Annotated in this window: 20 protein-coding genes and 3 pseudogenes; 17 read left to right on the forward strand and 6 right to left on the reverse strand. The window is 39.8% G+C overall.

Annotated features, from left to right (window positions below; genetic code table 11):
* Nucleotide 1 precedes the first annotated feature (1 nt).
* The 5 genes from DESGI_RS04945 (at nucleotide 2) to DESGI_RS04965 (ending at nucleotide 2238) form a co-directional block, all read left to right on the forward strand.
* Nucleotides 2-265: a hypothetical protein gene (locus DESGI_RS04945; RefSeq protein WP_006521240.1), complete on the forward strand. Its 264-nt coding sequence runs from the start codon at nucleotides 2-4 to the stop codon at nucleotides 263-265.
* 190 nt (nucleotides 266-455) lie between these two features.
* The gene (locus DESGI_RS04950) at nucleotides 456-914 is read left to right on the forward strand and encodes a hypothetical protein (RefSeq protein WP_041284781.1); all 459 of its coding nucleotides are present in this window, start codon (nucleotides 456-458) and stop codon (nucleotides 912-914) included.
* Nucleotides 914-1159, forward strand: coding sequence for a hypothetical protein (locus tag DESGI_RS04955; RefSeq protein WP_157872728.1), 246 nt, complete (start codon nucleotides 914-916; stop codon nucleotides 1157-1159). The genes DESGI_RS04950 and DESGI_RS04955 overlap by 1 nt, the downstream gene beginning before the upstream one ends.
* Nucleotides 1160-1571: 412 nt before the next feature.
* Complete coding sequence (locus DESGI_RS23625) at nucleotides 1572-1823, forward strand: AbrB/MazE/SpoVT family DNA-binding domain-containing protein (protein ID WP_006521243.1); 252 nt, start codon at nucleotides 1572-1574, stop codon at nucleotides 1821-1823.
* Between the two features lies 1 nt (nucleotide 1824).
* The gene (locus tag DESGI_RS04965) at nucleotides 1825-2238 is read left to right on the forward strand and encodes a PIN domain-containing protein (protein WP_006521244.1); all 414 of its coding nucleotides are present in this window, start codon (nucleotides 1825-1827) and stop codon (nucleotides 2236-2238) included.
* A gap of 172 nt (nucleotides 2239-2410) precedes the next feature.
* Here DESGI_RS04965 and DESGI_RS04970 read toward each other — a convergent pair whose 3' ends face one another.
* Nucleotides 2411-2692, reverse strand: a complete 282-nt coding sequence (locus DESGI_RS04970; protein ID WP_006521245.1) for a type II toxin-antitoxin system RelE/ParE family toxin — start codon at nucleotides 2690-2692, stop codon at nucleotides 2411-2413.
* A complete protein-coding gene (locus tag DESGI_RS25150) occupies nucleotides 2689-2865 on the reverse strand; it encodes a hypothetical protein (protein ID WP_006521246.1) in 177 nt (58 codons plus the stop codon). The genes DESGI_RS04970 and DESGI_RS25150 overlap by 4 nt, the downstream gene beginning before the upstream one ends.
* A 569-nt stretch (nucleotides 2866-3434) precedes the next feature.
* Here DESGI_RS25150 and bioB point away from each other — a divergent pair.
* The 3 genes and pseudogenes from bioB (at nucleotide 3435) to bioA (ending at nucleotide 6435) form a co-directional block, all read left to right on the forward strand.
* Nucleotides 3435-4406, forward strand: coding sequence for a biotin synthase BioB (gene bioB, locus DESGI_RS04980; RefSeq protein WP_006521247.1), 972 nt, complete (start codon nucleotides 3435-3437; stop codon nucleotides 4404-4406).
* On the forward strand, nucleotides 4399-5082 hold the full coding sequence (gene bioD, locus DESGI_RS04985; protein ID WP_006521248.1) for a dethiobiotin synthase: 684 nt from the start codon (nucleotides 4399-4401) through the stop codon (nucleotides 5080-5082). Before bioB ends, bioD begins: the two co-directional genes overlap by 8 nt.
* A 10-nt stretch (nucleotides 5083-5092) precedes the next feature.
* Nucleotides 5093-6435: pseudogene (gene bioA, locus DESGI_RS04990) on the forward strand (adenosylmethionine--8-amino-7-oxononanoate transaminase).
* Nucleotides 6436-6687: 252 nt separating this feature from the next.
* Here bioA and DESGI_RS24380 read toward each other — a convergent pair.
* Together DESGI_RS24380 and DESGI_RS26025 are read right to left on the reverse strand one after the other, a co-directional pair.
* Nucleotides 6688-6813 (reverse strand): hypothetical protein, encoded by a 126-nt coding sequence (locus tag DESGI_RS24380; protein WP_281168115.1) that lies wholly within the window; start codon nucleotides 6811-6813, stop codon nucleotides 6688-6690.
* A gap of 467 nt (nucleotides 6814-7280) precedes the next feature.
* Nucleotides 7281-7382, reverse strand: a pseudogene (locus DESGI_RS26025) (hypothetical protein); the annotation flags it as partial.
* Nucleotides 7383-7587: 205 nt separating this feature from the next.
* Here DESGI_RS26025 and DESGI_RS05000 point away from each other — a divergent pair.
* The 4 genes from DESGI_RS05000 (at nucleotide 7588) to DESGI_RS05015 (ending at nucleotide 10819) form a co-directional block, all read left to right on the forward strand.
* Nucleotides 7588-8412, forward strand: coding sequence for a CPBP family intramembrane glutamic endopeptidase (locus tag DESGI_RS05000; protein WP_006521252.1), 825 nt, complete (start codon nucleotides 7588-7590; stop codon nucleotides 8410-8412).
* A 92-nt stretch (nucleotides 8413-8504) separates the two neighbouring features.
* Complete coding sequence (locus DESGI_RS22920) at nucleotides 8505-9182, forward strand: KwaA family protein (RefSeq protein ID WP_157872729.1); 678 nt, start codon at nucleotides 8505-8507, stop codon at nucleotides 9180-9182.
* A 15-nt stretch (nucleotides 9183-9197) separates the two neighbouring features.
* Nucleotides 9198-10172 carry a DUF4868 domain-containing protein gene (locus DESGI_RS05010; RefSeq protein WP_006521254.1) on the forward strand — a complete coding sequence of 325 codons (975 nt, stop codon included), beginning with the start codon at nucleotides 9198-9200 and terminating at the stop codon, nucleotides 10170-10172.
* A gap of 281 nt (nucleotides 10173-10453) precedes the next feature.
* Nucleotides 10454-10819 carry a nuclear transport factor 2 family protein gene (locus tag DESGI_RS05015; protein ID WP_006521256.1) on the forward strand — a complete coding sequence of 122 codons (366 nt, stop codon included), beginning with the start codon at nucleotides 10454-10456 and terminating at the stop codon, nucleotides 10817-10819.
* A gap of 131 nt (nucleotides 10820-10950) precedes the next feature.
* Here DESGI_RS05015 and DESGI_RS05020 read toward each other — a convergent pair whose 3' ends face one another.
* Nucleotides 10951-12468 carry an IS5 family transposase gene (locus DESGI_RS05020; protein ID WP_006521257.1) on the reverse strand — a complete coding sequence of 506 codons (1518 nt, stop codon included), beginning with the start codon at nucleotides 12466-12468 and terminating at the stop codon, nucleotides 10951-10953.
* Nucleotides 12469-12829: 361 nt separating this feature from the next.
* Here DESGI_RS05020 and DESGI_RS05025 point away from each other — a divergent pair.
* The 5 genes and pseudogenes from DESGI_RS05025 (at nucleotide 12830) to DESGI_RS05040 (ending at nucleotide 16487) form a co-directional block, all read left to right on the forward strand.
* Nucleotides 12830-13620, forward strand: a pseudogene (locus tag DESGI_RS05025) (lipid II flippase Amj family protein).
* Nucleotides 13621-13669: 49 nt separating this feature from the next.
* Nucleotides 13670-14539, forward strand: coding sequence for a hypothetical protein (locus tag DESGI_RS05030; RefSeq protein ID WP_006521260.1), 870 nt, complete (start codon nucleotides 13670-13672; stop codon nucleotides 14537-14539).
* A 59-nt stretch (nucleotides 14540-14598) separates the two neighbouring features.
* Entirely contained in the window at nucleotides 14599-15168 is a 570-nt protein-coding gene (locus DESGI_RS05035; protein ID WP_006521261.1) for a flavodoxin family protein, read from the forward strand.
* 120 nt (nucleotides 15169-15288) lie between these two features.
* Nucleotides 15289-15372, forward strand: a complete 84-nt coding sequence (locus tag DESGI_RS26400) for a hypothetical protein (RefSeq protein ID WP_353740040.1) — start codon at nucleotides 15289-15291, stop codon at nucleotides 15370-15372.
* 131 nt (nucleotides 15373-15503) lie between these two features.
* Nucleotides 15504-16487 (forward strand): DUF3231 family protein, encoded by a 984-nt coding sequence (locus tag DESGI_RS05040; RefSeq protein WP_006521262.1) that lies wholly within the window; start codon nucleotides 15504-15506, stop codon nucleotides 16485-16487.
* 25 nt (nucleotides 16488-16512) lie between these two features.
* Here the strand turns inward: DESGI_RS05040 and DESGI_RS05045 are convergent, their stop codons facing one another.
* Nucleotides 16513-16917 (reverse strand): EAL domain-containing protein, encoded by a 405-nt coding sequence (locus DESGI_RS05045; RefSeq protein WP_041284783.1) that lies wholly within the window; start codon nucleotides 16915-16917, stop codon nucleotides 16513-16515.
* Between the last annotated feature and the right edge of the window lie 32 nt (nucleotides 16918-16949).

The following is a 16949-nucleotide window of genomic DNA, read 5'->3' on the forward strand; positions in this document are numbered from 1 at the left end:
CATGAAAGATAAAATTCTCAGCATCATTTCCTTTATAACCGTTTTTGTCCCCATTACGATCTTCTTTGTCTGGAATCCTACCAACCCGAACGCAACCGGAATCGTGATCGGTTATTTCATCTTCATCGCGCTCAGCTTTTGTTTTGCGCTGTTTCTGTTTGCCAAAAAGCATTTAAGAGATATTTATACAAAAATTGCGCTCGGCCTGAACGGCCTGTACCTTGTGGGTATTCTGGCTCTCGTGGTAATTCCGCGCCTGATCTGAGCATGCCAGAAAAAACAACATGGGTCTTTCACGATGCGGAGCCGCATGGTATCAATTGAAATTCATGATTTATGCCGATATCGACATATGTTAATTAATATTAAGTCTAGAAAGTTGTAATAATAGCTTTTGTAATAACATACAATATGTACAAATGTAAATTTGTATGTTATCATAGGGGTGAAATATTTTGGAAAACATCACCGGGGGGCTGCCTATGACCACCGCCGTTACCATTGCCGAATTCAGAAAAGACTTGCGCAGATTGATTGACAGTGCATTAACCGGCAGGGAAATTATATGCATGGACGCTAAAAGCAGGGATAGACAAACGTGTTCCCTAATTAAAACCAATTTATTACTGGAAATGTTACAAGCCTATATCTTCAAGCCCAAGGTTTTTTATGACCAAGAAACCAAGACCCATAATATCCATCTGGATGAACTCAAGTTATATGCCTACGCTGATACATTGGAGGAAGCAACAGAACAGATAATTGATTTAGCCATTGATTATGCCCGGGATTATATTAATCGCCTTGAATTGTTTTTAAATGTCCCGGACAGGAAATCTCATTATCCGTACGTCATAAGACTGACTCATTGCCAGAATACGAACGAAGTTAAAAAACTAATCTTCGGGAGTTAATGATGGGCACATGTAGTTTCAGGGTATTTATCAAGGTTTGCAAAAAACTGGGCCTCCAAAAAAGAAAGATGGGCAATCGTTTTGTTTGGGAAGGCATAGACCACAAAGGCCAATATCGTCAAGTATCCATCCATATTCACGCCGAAGGAAGGGACATTCCCAGCGGAACATTCAATAAAATGGTTAAGGATCTAGGTTTTGAGAGCGAGGAAGAGTTTTTCATGTACAACAAGTTCAATAAATAATAGTGGCCAGTTAATAGTAACCCGGACATCAATACTTTCCAGTTCACATGTATCCCCCTCTTAACTCCATTTTTTGACTGACTTTCCGGTACCAGAAGCTATCTTAAGTATAAATCTCTTGGAGAAAAAAAGGGTTATAGAAGGGTTAAAAATGGTTAATAAAAGATTACACACAGGGACCAATCCCGGAGGTAGAATTACTTCTTAACAATAAAAAGACTAGTTGCTCCCACACTTCGATAGCTTTTTTAGGTCCAACAACTATCCGAGTGTTTGGGGAATTTCGGAAGGTCGATTGGGCCTTTCGGAATTTCCTGGAGCATTAGAAAGGGAAATCTTAAAGATTAGTTTTACCTTTGCATATAAAGTGGTAAAATATTATTACTTAATGCAAAAGCAAGGTGGTGTTTATATGAAAACTGCAAAGGTAAGCAATAAGGGACAAATTGTCATACCTTCTGATCTTCGCAAGAAATATGGCATAGAATCTAATTCAACTATCAAAATTACTGAAATAGATGGATACATAGCAATTATACCTATACCCGGAGACCCGATTAAGGCCGCAAGAGGCATGCTTCGTGGTGATATGACGGCTGCCCAACATATGTCCGAAATTCGAAAAGAAGAGTGGGAGATTGAAAGAAATAAAGAGAGGAAGTAAAATGGAACGCTATGTTCTGGATAGTTATGCAGTTTTAGCATATGTAAACGATGAACCCGGCGCACAGGTTATACAAGACATATTACAATTAGCGCAACAAGAGCAGGTAGTTGTTTATATGAGTTGGATTAATCTGGGTGAAGTGTATTGCCGCTTGCAACGTTTTTATGACAGGCAGTTAGCCAGAAAATCTATAGAGATTATTAAATCATGGCCTGTCAGCTTTTTAGAAATTGATGAACAGGCCACTTTGTTGGCAGGTGATATTAAAGCTCGATTCCGCTTGGCTTACGCTGATGCTTTTGCAGCAGCAACAGCAATAAAGAATCAAGGCATGCTGTTAACTGGTGATCCGGAATTTAAACGATTAGAAAATGAAGTTATTAAAATCAAATGGTTGCCACCTAATCATTAAAGTCTTGAGCTAACGTTAAAAAATACAAAACGTTTCTTTTCTACCCTTCCCCCATATCTTGCTGATCTTGGCTCTAAAGTCTAGCTGGTGGGGGAAATTGTTGCAAAACTGTACTATCCCTCCTTTGGGGAAGATCAATCTCTTAATTTCTACACTTGATCAGCCCTTGTTCCTATTCGAAATTTCGTTTGCCGTGCGTTACCTGGGTAATATAGATGGCTTCCTGCCGTATCTGGTACATTATTCTATATGAGCCGTAAATAATCTCACGGGTGTTTTCCTCACCGATTTCCGGCACCATCCGTCCACTTCGGGGAAATTGGGACAGCCTCTCTGTTGCCATAATTATATCGGCGGTAAATTTGTCGGAATAGTAAACCGAATCCCTGGCAATATAGTCCTTAATTGACTGTAAATCCTGAAAGGCCGGTTTTGTCCAAAGTACCTTTGTCATTGCTGCCTGAGAAGTAAGCCTTTCACTCGATCCACCGTGAGAACATCTCCTTTTTCAATGGCAGCCATGGCATTTTTATGTTTCTGTAGGATATACAATTCATACATAATATCTTCCAGCGTGGCAGTTTCCGGTAATCTGTTGATAAGATTGATAACCTCTTGTTTTATCATAAATTTCACCACCTCAAAAATATTGTACCACAAATTTACACTCATAAACTTAAAACCATGGAGAAGTCGGAACCCCCCGGGAATTTTTTTTCTGCGAGGGGAAAGCAGAAGTGGCTAAGAGAAAAGGTCATCTTCGCCCTTAAACAATAGATGGGGGATCATAGAATGAAAGTACATGTGCCGTTGTCTATTGGGCAGGATATCCGGATAAGCAGAACATCATAAGAGGAACTGTGGCTGATATAGGACAAAAAATTTCAGAAGATGGAGAAAAAAAATGGGGCTTCTGTTCATCGGTCGTTTTCTTAATGGAAAACCTTACAGGGCAGCTATGAAATTGCAGTAGTAGCTTTGATTTATGGAAAATGGTTTACATTTATGATAATATAAAAGCGCCGTATTGTTAACCATGATTTTTTAAAAAGTTTACAATCTGCTTTTTTTGTGTAATAATTGTTTTTGCAAATTTGCATGATAGGGCTTGCAAGCAATAGATGATGGGTGCAGGCTGAAGTAAAACGTTTGATTACCATGATAAAACAAATAAATTGAAAAGAGAGATCTGAACCATGTTAAGGTTGGAAGAAATCAAAAATAAGATACTTGCCGGTACATTAATTTCAAAGGACGAAGCTTTGGCAATATGCGAAGCGCCACTTCATGAACTCTGCACAGCAGCAAACGCAATTCGGGAGCATTTTTGCGGAAATACTTTTGACATATGCACCATTATCAACGGCAAAAGCGGAAAATGCTTTGAAAACTGTAAGTATTGCGCGCAGTCCTCTTTTTACCAAACTGCGACGGAGGAATATACGTTGCTTGGCACGGACGTTATCGTGGAGCGGGCAAAATACAACCAGGACCGTGGTGTTCTGCGGTATTCTATCGTAACGTCCGGCAAAAGATTGTCAGATACTGAGGTAGATCAGATGTGTGACAGCATCCGTGCCATTCGCAAAATATCTAACATTGCTATTTGTGCCTCTTTTGGGCTTTTGGATGAAACGCAGTTTGCAAAGTTAAAAGCAGCGGGTGTTGCAAGAATCCACAACAACCTTGAAACATCACGCAGAAACTTTCCCAATGTTTGCACAACCCATACTTACGACGATAAAGTTGCTGCAATATGTGCAGCACAGCGGGTAGGGTTAAATGTTTGCAGCGGTGGGATTATGGGGATTGGTGAGACTATGGAAGATAGAATCGACATGGCGTTGAATCTTCGTGAACTGGCTGTCCGGTCCATCCCTGTCAACATGCTTAACCCCATTCCGGGTACGCCCTATGAAAACAACAGACTATTAACTAACGAAGAAATGTGCCGCATTGTTGCGGTGTTCCGTTTCTTAATACCCAATGCATCTATTCGACTTGCAGGCGGAAGAGGACTTCTTTCTGATAAAGGGAGGCAGTGCTTTTTATCTGGCGCCAATGCAGCGATTTCCGGCGATATGCTGACGACGGCAGGTATTACCATTGAGCAAGACATGAAGATGTTAGATGAATTGGGATATAAGGCTGTGTTGTGGAATGAGTAAAGGTCTTTTTGTCACAGCAACCGGTACGGATGTAGGCAAGACATTTGTGACTGCACTTATCGTTAAAAAACTGCGTGATGCAGGATACAACGCGGGTTATTATAAGGCTGTACTAAGTGGGGCGGAGAAAAAGGAAAATGGACTTCATGCCGGTGATGCCGATTACGTAAGCCGGGTCGCGCGCATTGACGAGAACATGAAAAACCTTGTTACTTATGTCTACGAAAATGCCGTTTCCCCGCACTTGGCAGCACAAATTGAGGGAAATCCTGTGGAGATGCATGTTGTAAAAGCAGCATATGAAAAAGCAGCATCCCGGTACGACTATTTGACAATGGAAGGCAGCGGGGGTATTATGTGCCCTATTCGCTCCGACAGTACGTCACAAATTTTTCTTGAAGATATTATCAAAGAGTTAAACCTAACCACTATCCTTGTTGCCGATGCAGGACTTGGCACGATCAATTCTGTTGTACTTTCAGTGGAATATATGAACCACCGCAATATTCCAGTGAAAGGGATTATCTTCAATCATTTCCACGAAGGTAACGTGATGGAATTAGACAACAAGAAAATGGTTGAGGAGATTACAGGGATCCCTGTGATTGCCTTGGTGAAAGAAAACGATACAGAAATAAATATTGATGCGGACATTCTTGCCGCATTATATGAATAGGTGGTTGGAAATGAATTTAGTTGAAAAGGACTTGCAATATATCTGGCATCCTTGTTCTCAGATGAAAGATTATGAGGAACTAAAGCCAATTATCATCGACCACGGTAAGGGTGTTTATTTGTATGATAAAAACGGCAAAGAATACATTGACATTGTTAGTTCATGGTGGTGTAATCTGCTGGGACACTGTAACCCAAAGATCAATGAATTTATCAAAATTCAGTTAGATAAGCTGGAACACGTGATTTTTGCAAACTTTTCCCACGAGCCGGCAATCACTCTGTGCGAACAGCTTATGGGCATTATTCCAAAGGGACTTCCCAAGTTCAACTTTTCAGACAATGGCTCTGCGGCCGTGGAATGTGCACTGAAGATGAGTTTTCAGTATCAATACCAAACAGGTCATATGCAAAAGACAAAATTTATGTGTTTGTCTGAGGGCTATCACGGCGAAACCATTGGTGCTTTGTCGGTAGGCAGCATGGATTTGTATGCAAAAATATATAAACCTATGCTGATGGATACTATCCGCATAGAGGCTCCGGACTGTTATCGCTGCTCTTATGATAAATCCCGAGACAATTGCAATTGTGAATGCTTTGAACACGCTGAAAAGGCATTTGCTGAATATGGAGAAGAAACTTATGCTATGATTGTTGAGCCGCTTTTGCAAGGTAGTGCCGGTATGCGAATTTATCCGGCGCTGTATCTTAAAAAGCTTCGGGCACTTTGCAATCAATATGGTGTTTTGCTGATAGCGGATGAAATTGCGACGGGATTTGGCAGAACAGGTAAGATGTTTGCTTTTGACCATGCTGGTATCAGTCCTGATATTATGTGTATTTCGAAAGGGCTTACCGGTGGCTATATGCCAATGGCGATTACAATCACAACTGATGAAATATACGATGCGTTTTATGCAGATTACTCTGAAGGTAAAGCTTTTATGCACAGCCATACATATAGTGGCAATCCCCTTGGTTGTTCAGCCGCGCTCGCTGTCCAGAAAATTCTTCGTGAAGATAATATTATTGAAACGGCAGTAACTCGTGCCAAGCATTTAACTAATCAGCTAAATCAAACACTGCTTGACCACCCGAACGTGGTGAAATTCGCCACATAGGCCTCATTAATGCTATAGAATTGGTTGCCGATAAGCATACCAAAACAGGCTTTGATAACAACCTTAGAATGGGATATCAAATTTACAAAAAGGCACTTGCAAACGGTTTGATTTTAAGACCGCTTGGTAACGTGTTGTATTTTAACCCTCCACTTATCATAAACGAAGAGGAAATTGATAAAGCAGTGGATATTTGTGCAAGCTCTATTTCAGTGATTATTGATAGATAGTGCAATTTCACTATATAATGCGAACGTTTGATCAGAGCACCGGTATGGGCATCGGAAAGTTTGGTGCCAATAAATTGAAAAGAGATAGAGACAAAATAACCGATAAAGCCAATCCAGCTCAAGAGCAGCCAATCTTTTTTTTCTAGTTTGGCAGCTATTTTAGTTTTACGCTGTGCTATTTTTAAAATTGCGTATAATAAAGCAAACGCATACATAGGCTACTCCGTAATTGACCATTGGTACTGGCGGCCATCATGCGGAATAATATTTCCGCTGGTTAATCATGCAGGCGCTGCAGTGGACTATCAGCTTGTAGCTCTCCAGGTCGGAGGGCATCTCGATGCCACTGGACCAGTGGAAATCAGTCCAACAACCAATTTTTCAAAAAACTATATTCTTAAAGTGTATTTTTTATTTTATTGAAGGAAATTAGGATTATTTGGCGAATTAACGAATTAGTAACTAGTGCCAGCATCCTCGTGAATGCTGGCATTTTTTTTTATCGACAAAAGATAAAATTTCCTTCAGGTAGTTTATATATTCAATTAATGTCTATAATTGGAATTTGATGGTATAATTGATAAGATGCTTGCTGTAAAAGCACAAGAATTTTATTAATATACTCATAAAGGCACTAATAATTTGATGGTTATAAGAATAAACAGGAGAGAAATGTAGTGTTTATGGGCAATTATCAAGATTGAACTATTTAAAACTAAGCAAAACTATATTGAAAGGGTATAAATAATGGAGAAATCAAAATATAGTGGTATTATACCTCAAAAATTATTAACAGATATAAAAAACGGAAAATGTATTTTGTTTGTAGGGTCAGGATTATCTTCTCAAGTCAAGAGAAGTAATGATAAGAATTTAATAAAGGCGGCTTTTAATCCCAAAAGGATGTATATCGGCCCCATCCATTGGGCATCCCTCACAGCCAGGTAATCATTAAAAGTTTAGATGTTAACGCCTTTCCCCCACGCGTTATTAAATACGCAGGAAAATTACGGGAGCTGCATAAACATGGTCACTTTTGTTTACGCTGTTTTTTATTTTTTTAATAGCAGAGGAGGAAAATTTTAGTTTTAATAGAATAATCGCTTTATGTTTGTATATGGGGGGTATTTTAAGTTTATTGGAGGTTAAACAATGACCATTGAAAAATATCGTCACCCCATTCTTTTTTACAGCTTAGCTACAATAATTCCATGGTTATTTTGGTTTGCGGCGGGATATTTAAGCCATATTACGCCAAGTAGTAACTTCTATGTAACGGTATCTAGCATACTTGCTTTCCTTGGCTTGTTAAGCCCAATGATAATCGCTTTTTCCTTGATGCTTCCGGATCAAGAACTGCGTCGTGACCTTTTTAATCGGTTTTTTAGTACTAGGAAGATAAAACCAATTTATCTTTTCTTAACACTTTTTCTGATGCTTATAAGTATTCTTCTTGCTCAAGCTATCTCTTTACTTTTTGGCTATAGTGTAGATCAATTTAAGTTGTCCAGTGGCTCATTTACAGCCGGTATATTTTCTGTATGGTTTATTCTAATAATCGCCCCCATTTTAGAGGAGTTAGCATGGCATACTTATGGTACGGATTGTTTGCGTCAACGCTTTAGTCTTTTCAAGACATCTTTAATTTTTGCAATCTTTTGGGCTTTTTGGCATTTCCCACTTAGCGGAATAAAAGGGTATTACCATGCTAATTTAGTAGAGTCCTGGATTTATTCCTTGAATTTTGCTGTCAGTCTAATCCCTTATGTTTTATTGATGAACTGGCTTTATTACAAAACAGACCGAAACATCCTTGTAGCCATTGTGTTTCATATATCAGCAGGATTTTTCAATGAGATTTTCTTAACACATCCGGATAGCAAAATCATACAAACCATACTTCTCCTAGTTTTTACAGTTTTCATAGTTATTAAGGAACGTGACTTCTTTTTTAAACGTGATATTCTTTTGGATTAATCATATTAGAATAAATTCGAATTATTTAAGTAAATTCCAATATGGCTAATAATGCGTCGTTCAGTAATGTGCTGCCTCGCTGACAGCGACTAATGCAAAATATTGTAAGAAAGGAAAAATCTATGAACGGCAACAGGAAACTTCGTAAATTATTGATTTTACAATCCTTTGTGCCGCTAATGTTTCTTCTTTTATTAAAGAATTGTGAATTTAACTTGTTCAATCTTGTTTGTAAATTTTTCATTAGAATTTGGAAACATGATTTTTCGGCAATTACAATCGCTATTACTCATGAAAAATTTTTACTTTTAATTGTAGTTGTGGGGTGTTTATTCTGGATATTAAAAGGCATATTAGCCATGTTTCAATTTCGAAATGTACAGAACTCAAACTTTATTGAGGGAGATAAAATTGTAATCAAAAACTACTCATCTGATGCTGGCTTAATTTTTTTTACTACCTTTATTGTGCCTCTTGTTTTAGATGATATCGGCGAACTTCGCAATTCCCTTGTATTTATTGGATTGTTAACGATGATTATTGCACTAATGCATAAAACGAATCTATACTACCAAAACCCGGTGCTCACAATACTTGGATATAAAACATTTCAATTTTATTTTATTGAAGATAATAATTCAGCTGGAATGAATAATGAGTTAATTGGTATTACATACGGAAAAATTGACGAAAGCAAAATTATTAAATATCAATTAGTTGCAGATGATGTCTACCTGATTTATAACAAAACGCAACATCCAATACATTAAAGGAAGATTAGTGATATGCTAAAAGATAGAATTTTGCACGTAATAAATAATATGTTTCAAAATACTGAATATGGATTCGAAGCATTTGTTATTATGAAAAATGATAATACTTTAAAACGTCTAGTATTGTTTGAGGGAAACCCATCAAACTTGTCAGGTCAAGCTTCTGAAAATTTTAAAGAAAAGGTAAATACCACTATAGCGGAATTTATTAAAGAAAAATATTTAGCGGATGATGCCGAATACGAACCGGTAGAAAACATAGCCGATAATCAAAATAAATTTTACGTAATAGAGCAAACCGACCAGTATAGGCCTTTTGACATACTAAATACGCCTATTAATAATTTACAAACATTTAATATGACAGACCGAGATAATGCCCTGGGACTCTTGTTTATGTTTAGACGTGGTGATAACAAGATTTGGGGATATCAGCACATATATACAGTAACAATTCCTAATAAGTTAAGAAAAAATTGGCTATCTATTCAACAAGCTGAAACGTTTAAAGAAATGATTCTACCACTATTTCCGATTGCTAAGAAAGTGAATTTAATAATTATTGGACAAGAAATTACCACCAAAGATATTTCATTAATGCAACGTCAATTTGGATTTGAAACATATATTAGGAATTCAGCTCAGACCGTTATCGGGGATGTTAGTGAAATAGGATTGTTTGAAAATATTGAAAAACTGTCATCGTATGTGGAAAGAAGCAAACTAACATATGCTAAAAAGATGATGAGGATTAGGCACTCTGCAGTACTTAGAATGTCCTCTGAACAGTTGCTAAATAAAGTTCAAACATTACCTCGATGGTCAGGCAAATTCGTAATTGAAAACAATAGAATTGTTTTAAAGACATATAATCATGTGGAAAATCTAATTGATTTGCTTGATGAAAGATATACTCGTTCTGATGTTACGGGTGAAGAATATAGTACAGACGTCAAAAGACTGGCGCCACCGATAGAACAAAATTAAGAAAAATACAATGTTTTTAACCTAGCTAAACTAAAATGGAGCTTTTAATTCCCATTATCCATAGAACTGATACAATGTATATATAATGATTATGGCTATTTAAATTATTGTATTGAAGAGCCAATTCAATCTCCAGTAAATTAACCACGTTGTTGCAAATAATCTGTAGAATACATAACATTGAATTATCGTTCCTAAACCATACTGTTGCCTCCCCCCTTACATGGATTATTTTTGACAGTAAGTTATCATCATTGAATAATTGAAAAGGAGATTTTGCTGTGAATCAAGCCCAAATTATTGCTTGTGAGGAACGCCTTCGAAAAGCAATGCTGTCCAGTAATGTGGAAGTGCTGAATGAACTGATTGCTGACGATCTTCTCTTCGTTAATCAATCTGGACAGATTATTTCAAAAGAAGCAGATATTGAAGTTCATCGTTCTGGTAACTTGAAAATAACCAAAATTGATATATTGGAACAAAAAATAAGACAGATGGAAAAGTCGGCCGTAACCGTTACAAGAGTGTCTATATCCGGTACTTTCGGAACAGAATCATTCGTGGGAGAGCTCTGTTATACACGTGTCTGGGAGTATCGTATGGGGAATTGGAAAGTTGTCTCCGCCCATTGCAGTACGGTTACGTAGAACTATGTCATATGTCGAGGAATCCTTTAGCCAGTAAAATGCGATAATTTCTTCGCGTCACGGATGGTCACTATGCGTATCATTGAGACTGAGTTAATCCTAATAAGGACTTGCTGAACCGACCTTAATTTTTAATTAAAACAGTATAATGACGGTTCCTGACAACCCAGATTATACCGAAACAGACGCCGCATAAAAAAGAACAAAAGAACACGGAGTTTATGCTCCAAGTTCATCACTAGGAACTGCAAGCAGATCACGCTTTCAGCGGTCTCTTTTAGACGTGCCATAATACGTGCCAAACCATAGCGACGCTTGCCTTCTCCAAATTTGGCTTCTACAGCATTGCGTTCGCTGGCATCTTGCCGTTCTATGCGTCTCTGCTCTTTCTGTAGCACTTTATCAATCAGTGGTCTTCCTAGCCGTGGTCCACTGAGCCGTATGTTATATCTATCGCAGAAGCGCAGGTTTTCCCTATTCCGGTATATTTTGTCGGCTTGAACGGCTTCAGGGTAGTACCCGTACTTTTGGCGGTAATATTCCACCGATTCTTGCAAGGTTACTCCTTCATTGAAGGCATCCCAACTCAGCGTTTCCACGAAGGCGTAGCCATCTACCATACTGATAGCGACTTTCGCGCCGAACTCGACATCAGCCGTGGCCTTACCTCGGACAATGGGACGCACATGCGGCTGGCTGATGCTTACAATGCGATCATTTATCTTGTGTTTGCGGTAGGTATACATATGGAGTTGTTGTTCATAGACCATACGTATGGTGCGCAATGTATCCTGTTGTTTCTGACTCAGACCATGACTATCACCGGCCATAGCTAGTAGGCGGTCTACAGCACTTAGGTTGCGCCTCACATAGCGCAGCTGCTTGCCGATGGCTTTTCGGATAGCTTTTTTACCAGGCTTTCTGTTGTGAACAATGTTAAGGTAGGCTTTACGAGCTATTTGACGATAAGTACGTGGTCTTCTACCTGGCTTACCAAGAGTCTTGTGCACGAGATCGATAATGTTATCCAACTTCTCCCTAGCTTCGTTAAGCAAGGATAAGTCAGTGGGGTAGCGTATGTCTGCCGGGGCGCAGGTGGCATCCAAGATGAGTTTGCCTTTGTTTGCTGGATATACCTCAAAAGAAGATGCTTTGCTTTCTGGGCTATTTGGTTCTTTCGCGTGCGTTTTTTTGCCACCTGAAGGCGGTTTAGGCTTGTTGTCATCGTCCTTCTTTTGCTCTTCCGCTTTCTTGGCGGCACGACAGATTTCTTCGTTGATATCTTTTAGGGTTTCAGAGCCAAAACGCTTACGAAAGTGGACCATTAGTGAAGAATCAAATGGCGGCCGATCCTGGTATTCCCTTAGACCGATGAAGTATTGTAAGTACGGATTCTCAGTGATCTGCTCCACTGTTTCACGGTCACTATAGCCACATTTCTCTTTAATGATTAAGGCACCAAGGGCCATTCTGACGGGTTTAGCCAACTGTCCACGGTTGCTGGGAAAAAGATTGGCATAGCGTTCTTCGATGCTTTCCCAGGGGATAATTTTAGCTAGTTTTACCCAGCGGTTATCAGCTCTTAATTTGCCTTCAAAAGGCAATATAAATTCTTCAAGATAATATTGGTTTTCCACTTTACGGAACATATTTTTTGCCTCCAGGTGCACGGTTTTTGCAATCTTTACCGCATTTTCCATGCATCTTATTTCGACAAATATGCTCCTAAATCCTTGATTTTATTGGGTTTTTGTTTGGTTCAGCAAGCCCTAATAACCTAACTAGCCAACTTTTTTTACATAAAACTAGAGATAATCCAGCATACTAAAGAATTTCACATTATCCATATAATGTAATATTGCAATTAAGTGACTAAAAGTGGATATTTTATTGCAAAATACCCCTAATCTGGCAGTAACTATAAATACACCACTAAAAAAGCCATTGATAATTAATACTATAATCAAAGGAAATTGCTAACTTTAACCTCTGAAAAGGCATGATTTATTAATGGAAAGAACGTTGCTGGAACTATTACTCCTGACATTTGTCATTCATTTGATAGATACTCTGGCTTATTCGGTTAGATTGAATTCAGTTAAAAGTAGCCAAATAGCCTTGTCGTTTTCTCTTTTTAACTATTCGTTCTTATTTCCCGAACTGCCAATACATTTCAGGCCCCACTCATCGGGGGTATCATTGGAACAAGTATTTTACATGGCATAGATCCCCTTGCCGATATGCGTAAAGTAATTTTTGCCTCAACAATAGGTACGTTAGTTGGGACATTACTTATCCCAACTTTTCTTAGGGTATTTGAAGTGGCTGTTAGACGGTTAGAGGTAAATGGTTCTGTTCCATCCCTAGTCGTGGAGGCATTGCAGGTAAATAATATAAGGCAAATTGTGAGGAGTGCAACCAGACCTTCAAAGAAAATGCTGGAAAGGCTGAGATATCGGGAAATCCCCAAAAGATTACTTATTTTAAACGCCCTGGTCACTGGAATTTATACCATAGGTGTTCTTGCTGCCAATTATTCAGCGTTATTGGTTGCCGAGCAGCATCGTTTAGCGGCTGCGGGGTCATCGGGTATGATTAACGGAGTTGCTGCGATTTTGTTGACCTTATTCATTGACCCAAAGTCCGCAATTATTACGGATCAGGCGCTAAGGGAAAAAAGACCGTACGGGGATGTAAAAGCCCTGGTAGTCTTACTTATCACAACTAAAATCATAGGAACATTATTAGGACAGGTGATATTTTTGCCGGCTGCAAAAATTATAGCAAGTTTTTATAACTAATCACTTTCATTTATACACACCGCACTTGTCGAAAGAAAGGCTGTCTGCAATGAAAAAGAATTGGATATCTGTGTTTTTGGCGGCGGTTGTACTGTTTGCAAGTATATTAGTATTGCTGCAGGAAGCGGGTATTCTGGGCGAACTGGCCAGGCAAAGTCGGTATTATTATTTCTGGGCCATGCTCAGTCTGCTGGTTGGTGTACTTTACGCTGCAGCATCCGTCCTGGCCTGGATATGCTGGAGAAGGGTCGGCACAGTATTCTTCAAGTGGTTGACAATGGCTCTGGTTTTAATAACAGGTCTGTGGCTCGAGAGCTTGCTGTTTGGTCATATGGCTCCCAGACCGCTGGCTTCACCGGGCGCTGATTTGTTAGACATTATTAAGCGGCAGGTACTAATCAACCAATTGCATAATATATTGTTACAGCAGCCCGGGGCTATCCTATCCGCTATTTTTCTCGTTTATGCTTTAATTCTTTGGGATGGGCAGGTCCGCTTGGTAGAAGTGTTTAAACCGGTTTGGATTATGCTTCTTTGTTTGGTATTTGCGCTGGGGGCCGCTATGCTTATTATGTCTATGGCAAATATTGGCGGTAATCATGAGCTATTTTGGGCTAACTCCGGCCATGTGTTAATGGGCAGTCTGGTGCCGGCTATTTACGTTTACGGCATCGTTGCGGCACAGCGAAAGCCACCGGCTTCCAGGCATCGATTCCTGAAATGGCTGGTGGCTTATTTTGCACTGGGGGTTTTAACCTGGCTGCTGACCTTCCTATTTAGCTTGGTATCTTCAGCTATACATTTAATGTGGTTAACGCAGTTCTTTATTTATACAAGCCAATTGTTTTCTTTGGCCATGTCCGTTTTAATTGTTATTGGTCTGGCAAATTTCCTGGCGGCAGCGAAGTTTGAAGAATAATACCGCTTATGATTAGAGTATGGCTAATTATCCAGCAGCTATACTCAGGAGGAGTAAATATGCGTATCTTAGTTTTAAACGGTAGTCCACGTAAAAACGGAACAGTTGCTAATCTCCTAAAAAGCGTTGTTGAAGGTATTTCTAATAGACATGAGGTGGAATGGATTAATGTATATGAGCTAAAAATTAAGCCTTGTATTGCATGCATGAAGTGCCGGTCAAACCAAGAATGTACCTTACCACAAGACGATGCCCATATAGTTGGGCGTAAAATAAGGGATGCTGATGGTTTAATAGTGGGCACACCAACGCACTGGGGAAATATGAGTGCTCAACTCAAACTTTTATTTGATAGGAATGTGCCAGTGTTTATGGGGGAAAAACCAAACGGAATGCCTTACCCACGCCAAAAGGGAAAGCCAGCGGTTATATTAACTGCTTGTAGTACTCCTTGGCCATTCAATTATATTGCAGCCGAAAGCAGAGGAGCAATTAGAGCTGTAAATGAAGTATTACATTATGGAGGATACAGGCTTATTGGTAAGATCGTAAAATCAGGAACTAAAACAAGGCCGCTAATTTCCAAGAGACTATTAAAAAAATCTAAAATCATTGGAAACAGGTTTTAGGCTTAGCACCGGTGAATCAGGATTTAAATAACAAAAGCATTGTTTGTTGCACATGATTAATATAAAACGAGATAACTCAGGATCTGTTTTTAACTGATGAATAGAAAGCCACTTGTGAACATGTGTATTACCGATCAGCGATTTACTGTGTATTACAAAAAGTTTGCCCCCGGACTTGCGGTATATTACAACGATGCAATTTAGCATTGTTGCCTTGCGAATGCATGAGCATTCAGGAATTGAACAGAGTGGATTTACCCTCCTGCCGAATAAGGACAGGCGGGTAGGAGGAAAACTATAAGAAAGAATGTAGAAAAGCGAAAGGGGAACCTGTGTTGATTCTACCGTTCATGAACAAAAAGATCAAGAATAAGCATTACGATGTGGGAGTAGCAGAGGTGCACTACCTGTGGCACATGGTGAAAGCAAAATATGATTTCCTTCAACTCCTTGATATCTGGTTAAACCAGGTCCATGACAGGGAATTGCACGCATTGATCAAGATGTACGCCGCGGAAATCCGGGGCGATATCAAGACATGGGAGGACCAACTGAGAAAGTTCAGCGTTCGCGGGCCGGACAGCTACATCCCGGGTGTCGATACAGTATGCAACCCTCAGTTGGTTCACGATCAGCTCATTGCCACCGAGTTATTTACTTTTGCCCAGGAACACATTGAAATGCTTATCAAGGCCTTTCGGTCTTCGACTACAAACGACGATATCAATACTCTCTTTATGAATGGAACGAAGAAAGCAGTTGACAGGTTTAGTCTCTTTTGCAAATACGTCAAAGCCAAAGGATGGATCGGCAAACAGCCTCTTTTTCAGAATCGCCCCGGGGATGCCGGAGAGGAATTGTGCGCGGGAGAAGCTCATCACCTGTGGGACCACCTGACCTACCGGAACGATAATATTGAGATGACGCAAACCTTCATCACCTTTGCTAAAGACGGTGATTTTAAGCTGTTCCTGGAAAGAGGTATGCAGGTACTTTTGAAACAAGCGAGGATGCTTGAAAAGGAGCTTGTCCACTTCAGAGTTCCCCTGCCAAACAGGCCCCCCAATGTGATGCCGTGGACAGCCACCACCATGTTGATGGATGATGACAACATGTTTAGATGGGTTTTCCAGGGAATCCAAGGCGCACTGTCGATGCACGCCCAGGCGCTCATAGAGTGCACGCACAATGACCGGATCAGAAACATTTTTGAGGAATTGCTCTTTAGCGAATTAGAGATACTGGCGTCAGCGATTAAATACGGTAAGTTGAAAGGGTGGCTGAACCCGAGTCTCCACTACGGAGCACTGCGGACTTAAACATAGAGATATCACAGCAGATGGATCAATCAAGAGTCAAGGATGATTGAACCACCCAGAGATCTATTTGAGACATTAAGCCAAAACGTTCGGCAACAGGTATAAACCTGCCGGGAGAGATTGTCTGCCCGTTCTTATCTTGGAGTCGAATCAGGGCTTCGTGATGAATAATTTTTCCGTCACCTACTCTAACCACTGATTGAAAATAAAGCACAAACCGGTCTTCTTTTAAGGTACTCTTAACCAACCCAACCAACTGGTTGGTTTCAGTAAGCCTGTTTATCGGATCTTTTTCGGACCCGGCAAAGGCAAACCTGTTCCGGCCCCATTCCTTAGCTGCATAAAGGGCAGTATCCGCGAGAGAGAGAAGTTTTTGATTATCTAAAGAACCGTCAACCATGACAATACCAATACTGATCCGTTTGATCAAGCGGACGGAGGCAGGCCCATAGCGGCCCACCT

The organism is Desulfoscipio gibsoniae DSM 7213, from assembly GCF_000233715.2.
Classification (GTDB): Bacteria; Bacillota; Desulfotomaculia; order Desulfotomaculales; family Desulfallaceae; genus Sporotomaculum; species Sporotomaculum gibsoniae.

Bases quoted from the DNA above. Each gene is read 5' to 3' on its own strand.
- bioB (WP_006521247.1), top strand. From the start codon at position 3,435: ATGTTAAGGTTGGAAGAAATCAAAAATAAGATACTTGCCGGTACATTA.
- DESGI_RS04955 (WP_157872728.1), top strand. From the start codon at position 914: ATGATGGGCACATGTAGTTTCAGGGTATTTATCAAGGTTTGCAAAAAA.
- DESGI_RS05000 (WP_006521252.1), top strand. From the start codon at position 7,588: ATGACCATTGAAAAATATCGTCACCCCATTCTTTTTTACAGCTTAGCT.
- DESGI_RS05035 (WP_006521261.1), top strand. From the start codon at position 14,599: ATGCGTATCTTAGTTTTAAACGGTAGTCCACGTAAAAACGGAACAGTT.
- DESGI_RS05030 (WP_006521260.1), top strand. From the start codon at position 13,670: ATGAAAAAGAATTGGATATCTGTGTTTTTGGCGGCGGTTGTACTGTTT.
- DESGI_RS26400 (WP_353740040.1), top strand. From the start codon at position 15,289: ATGTGTATTACCGATCAGCGATTTACTGTGTATTACAAAAAGTTTGCC.
- DESGI_RS22920 (WP_157872729.1), top strand. From the start codon at position 8,505: ATGCAAAATATTGTAAGAAAGGAAAAATCTATGAACGGCAACAGGAAA.
- DESGI_RS23625 (WP_006521243.1), top strand. From the start codon at position 1,572: ATGAAAACTGCAAAGGTAAGCAATAAGGGACAAATTGTCATACCTTCT.
- DESGI_RS04965 (WP_006521244.1), top strand. From the start codon at position 1,825: ATGGAACGCTATGTTCTGGATAGTTATGCAGTTTTAGCATATGTAAAC.
- bioD (WP_006521248.1), top strand. From the start codon at position 4,399: ATGAGTAAAGGTCTTTTTGTCACAGCAACCGGTACGGATGTAGGCAAG.
- DESGI_RS05010 (WP_006521254.1), top strand. From the start codon at position 9,198: ATGCTAAAAGATAGAATTTTGCACGTAATAAATAATATGTTTCAAAAT.
- DESGI_RS25150 (WP_006521246.1), bottom strand. From the start codon at position 2,865: ATGATAAAACAAGAGGTTATCAATCTTATCAACAGATTACCGGAAACT.
- DESGI_RS05020 (WP_006521257.1), bottom strand. From the start codon at position 12,468: ATGTTCCGTAAAGTGGAAAACCAATATTATCTTGAAGAATTTATATTG.
- DESGI_RS04945 (WP_006521240.1), top strand. From the start codon at position 2: ATGAAAGATAAAATTCTCAGCATCATTTCCTTTATAACCGTTTTTGTC.
- DESGI_RS04970 (WP_006521245.1), bottom strand. From the start codon at position 2,692: ATGACAAAGGTACTTTGGACAAAACCGGCCTTTCAGGATTTACAGTCA.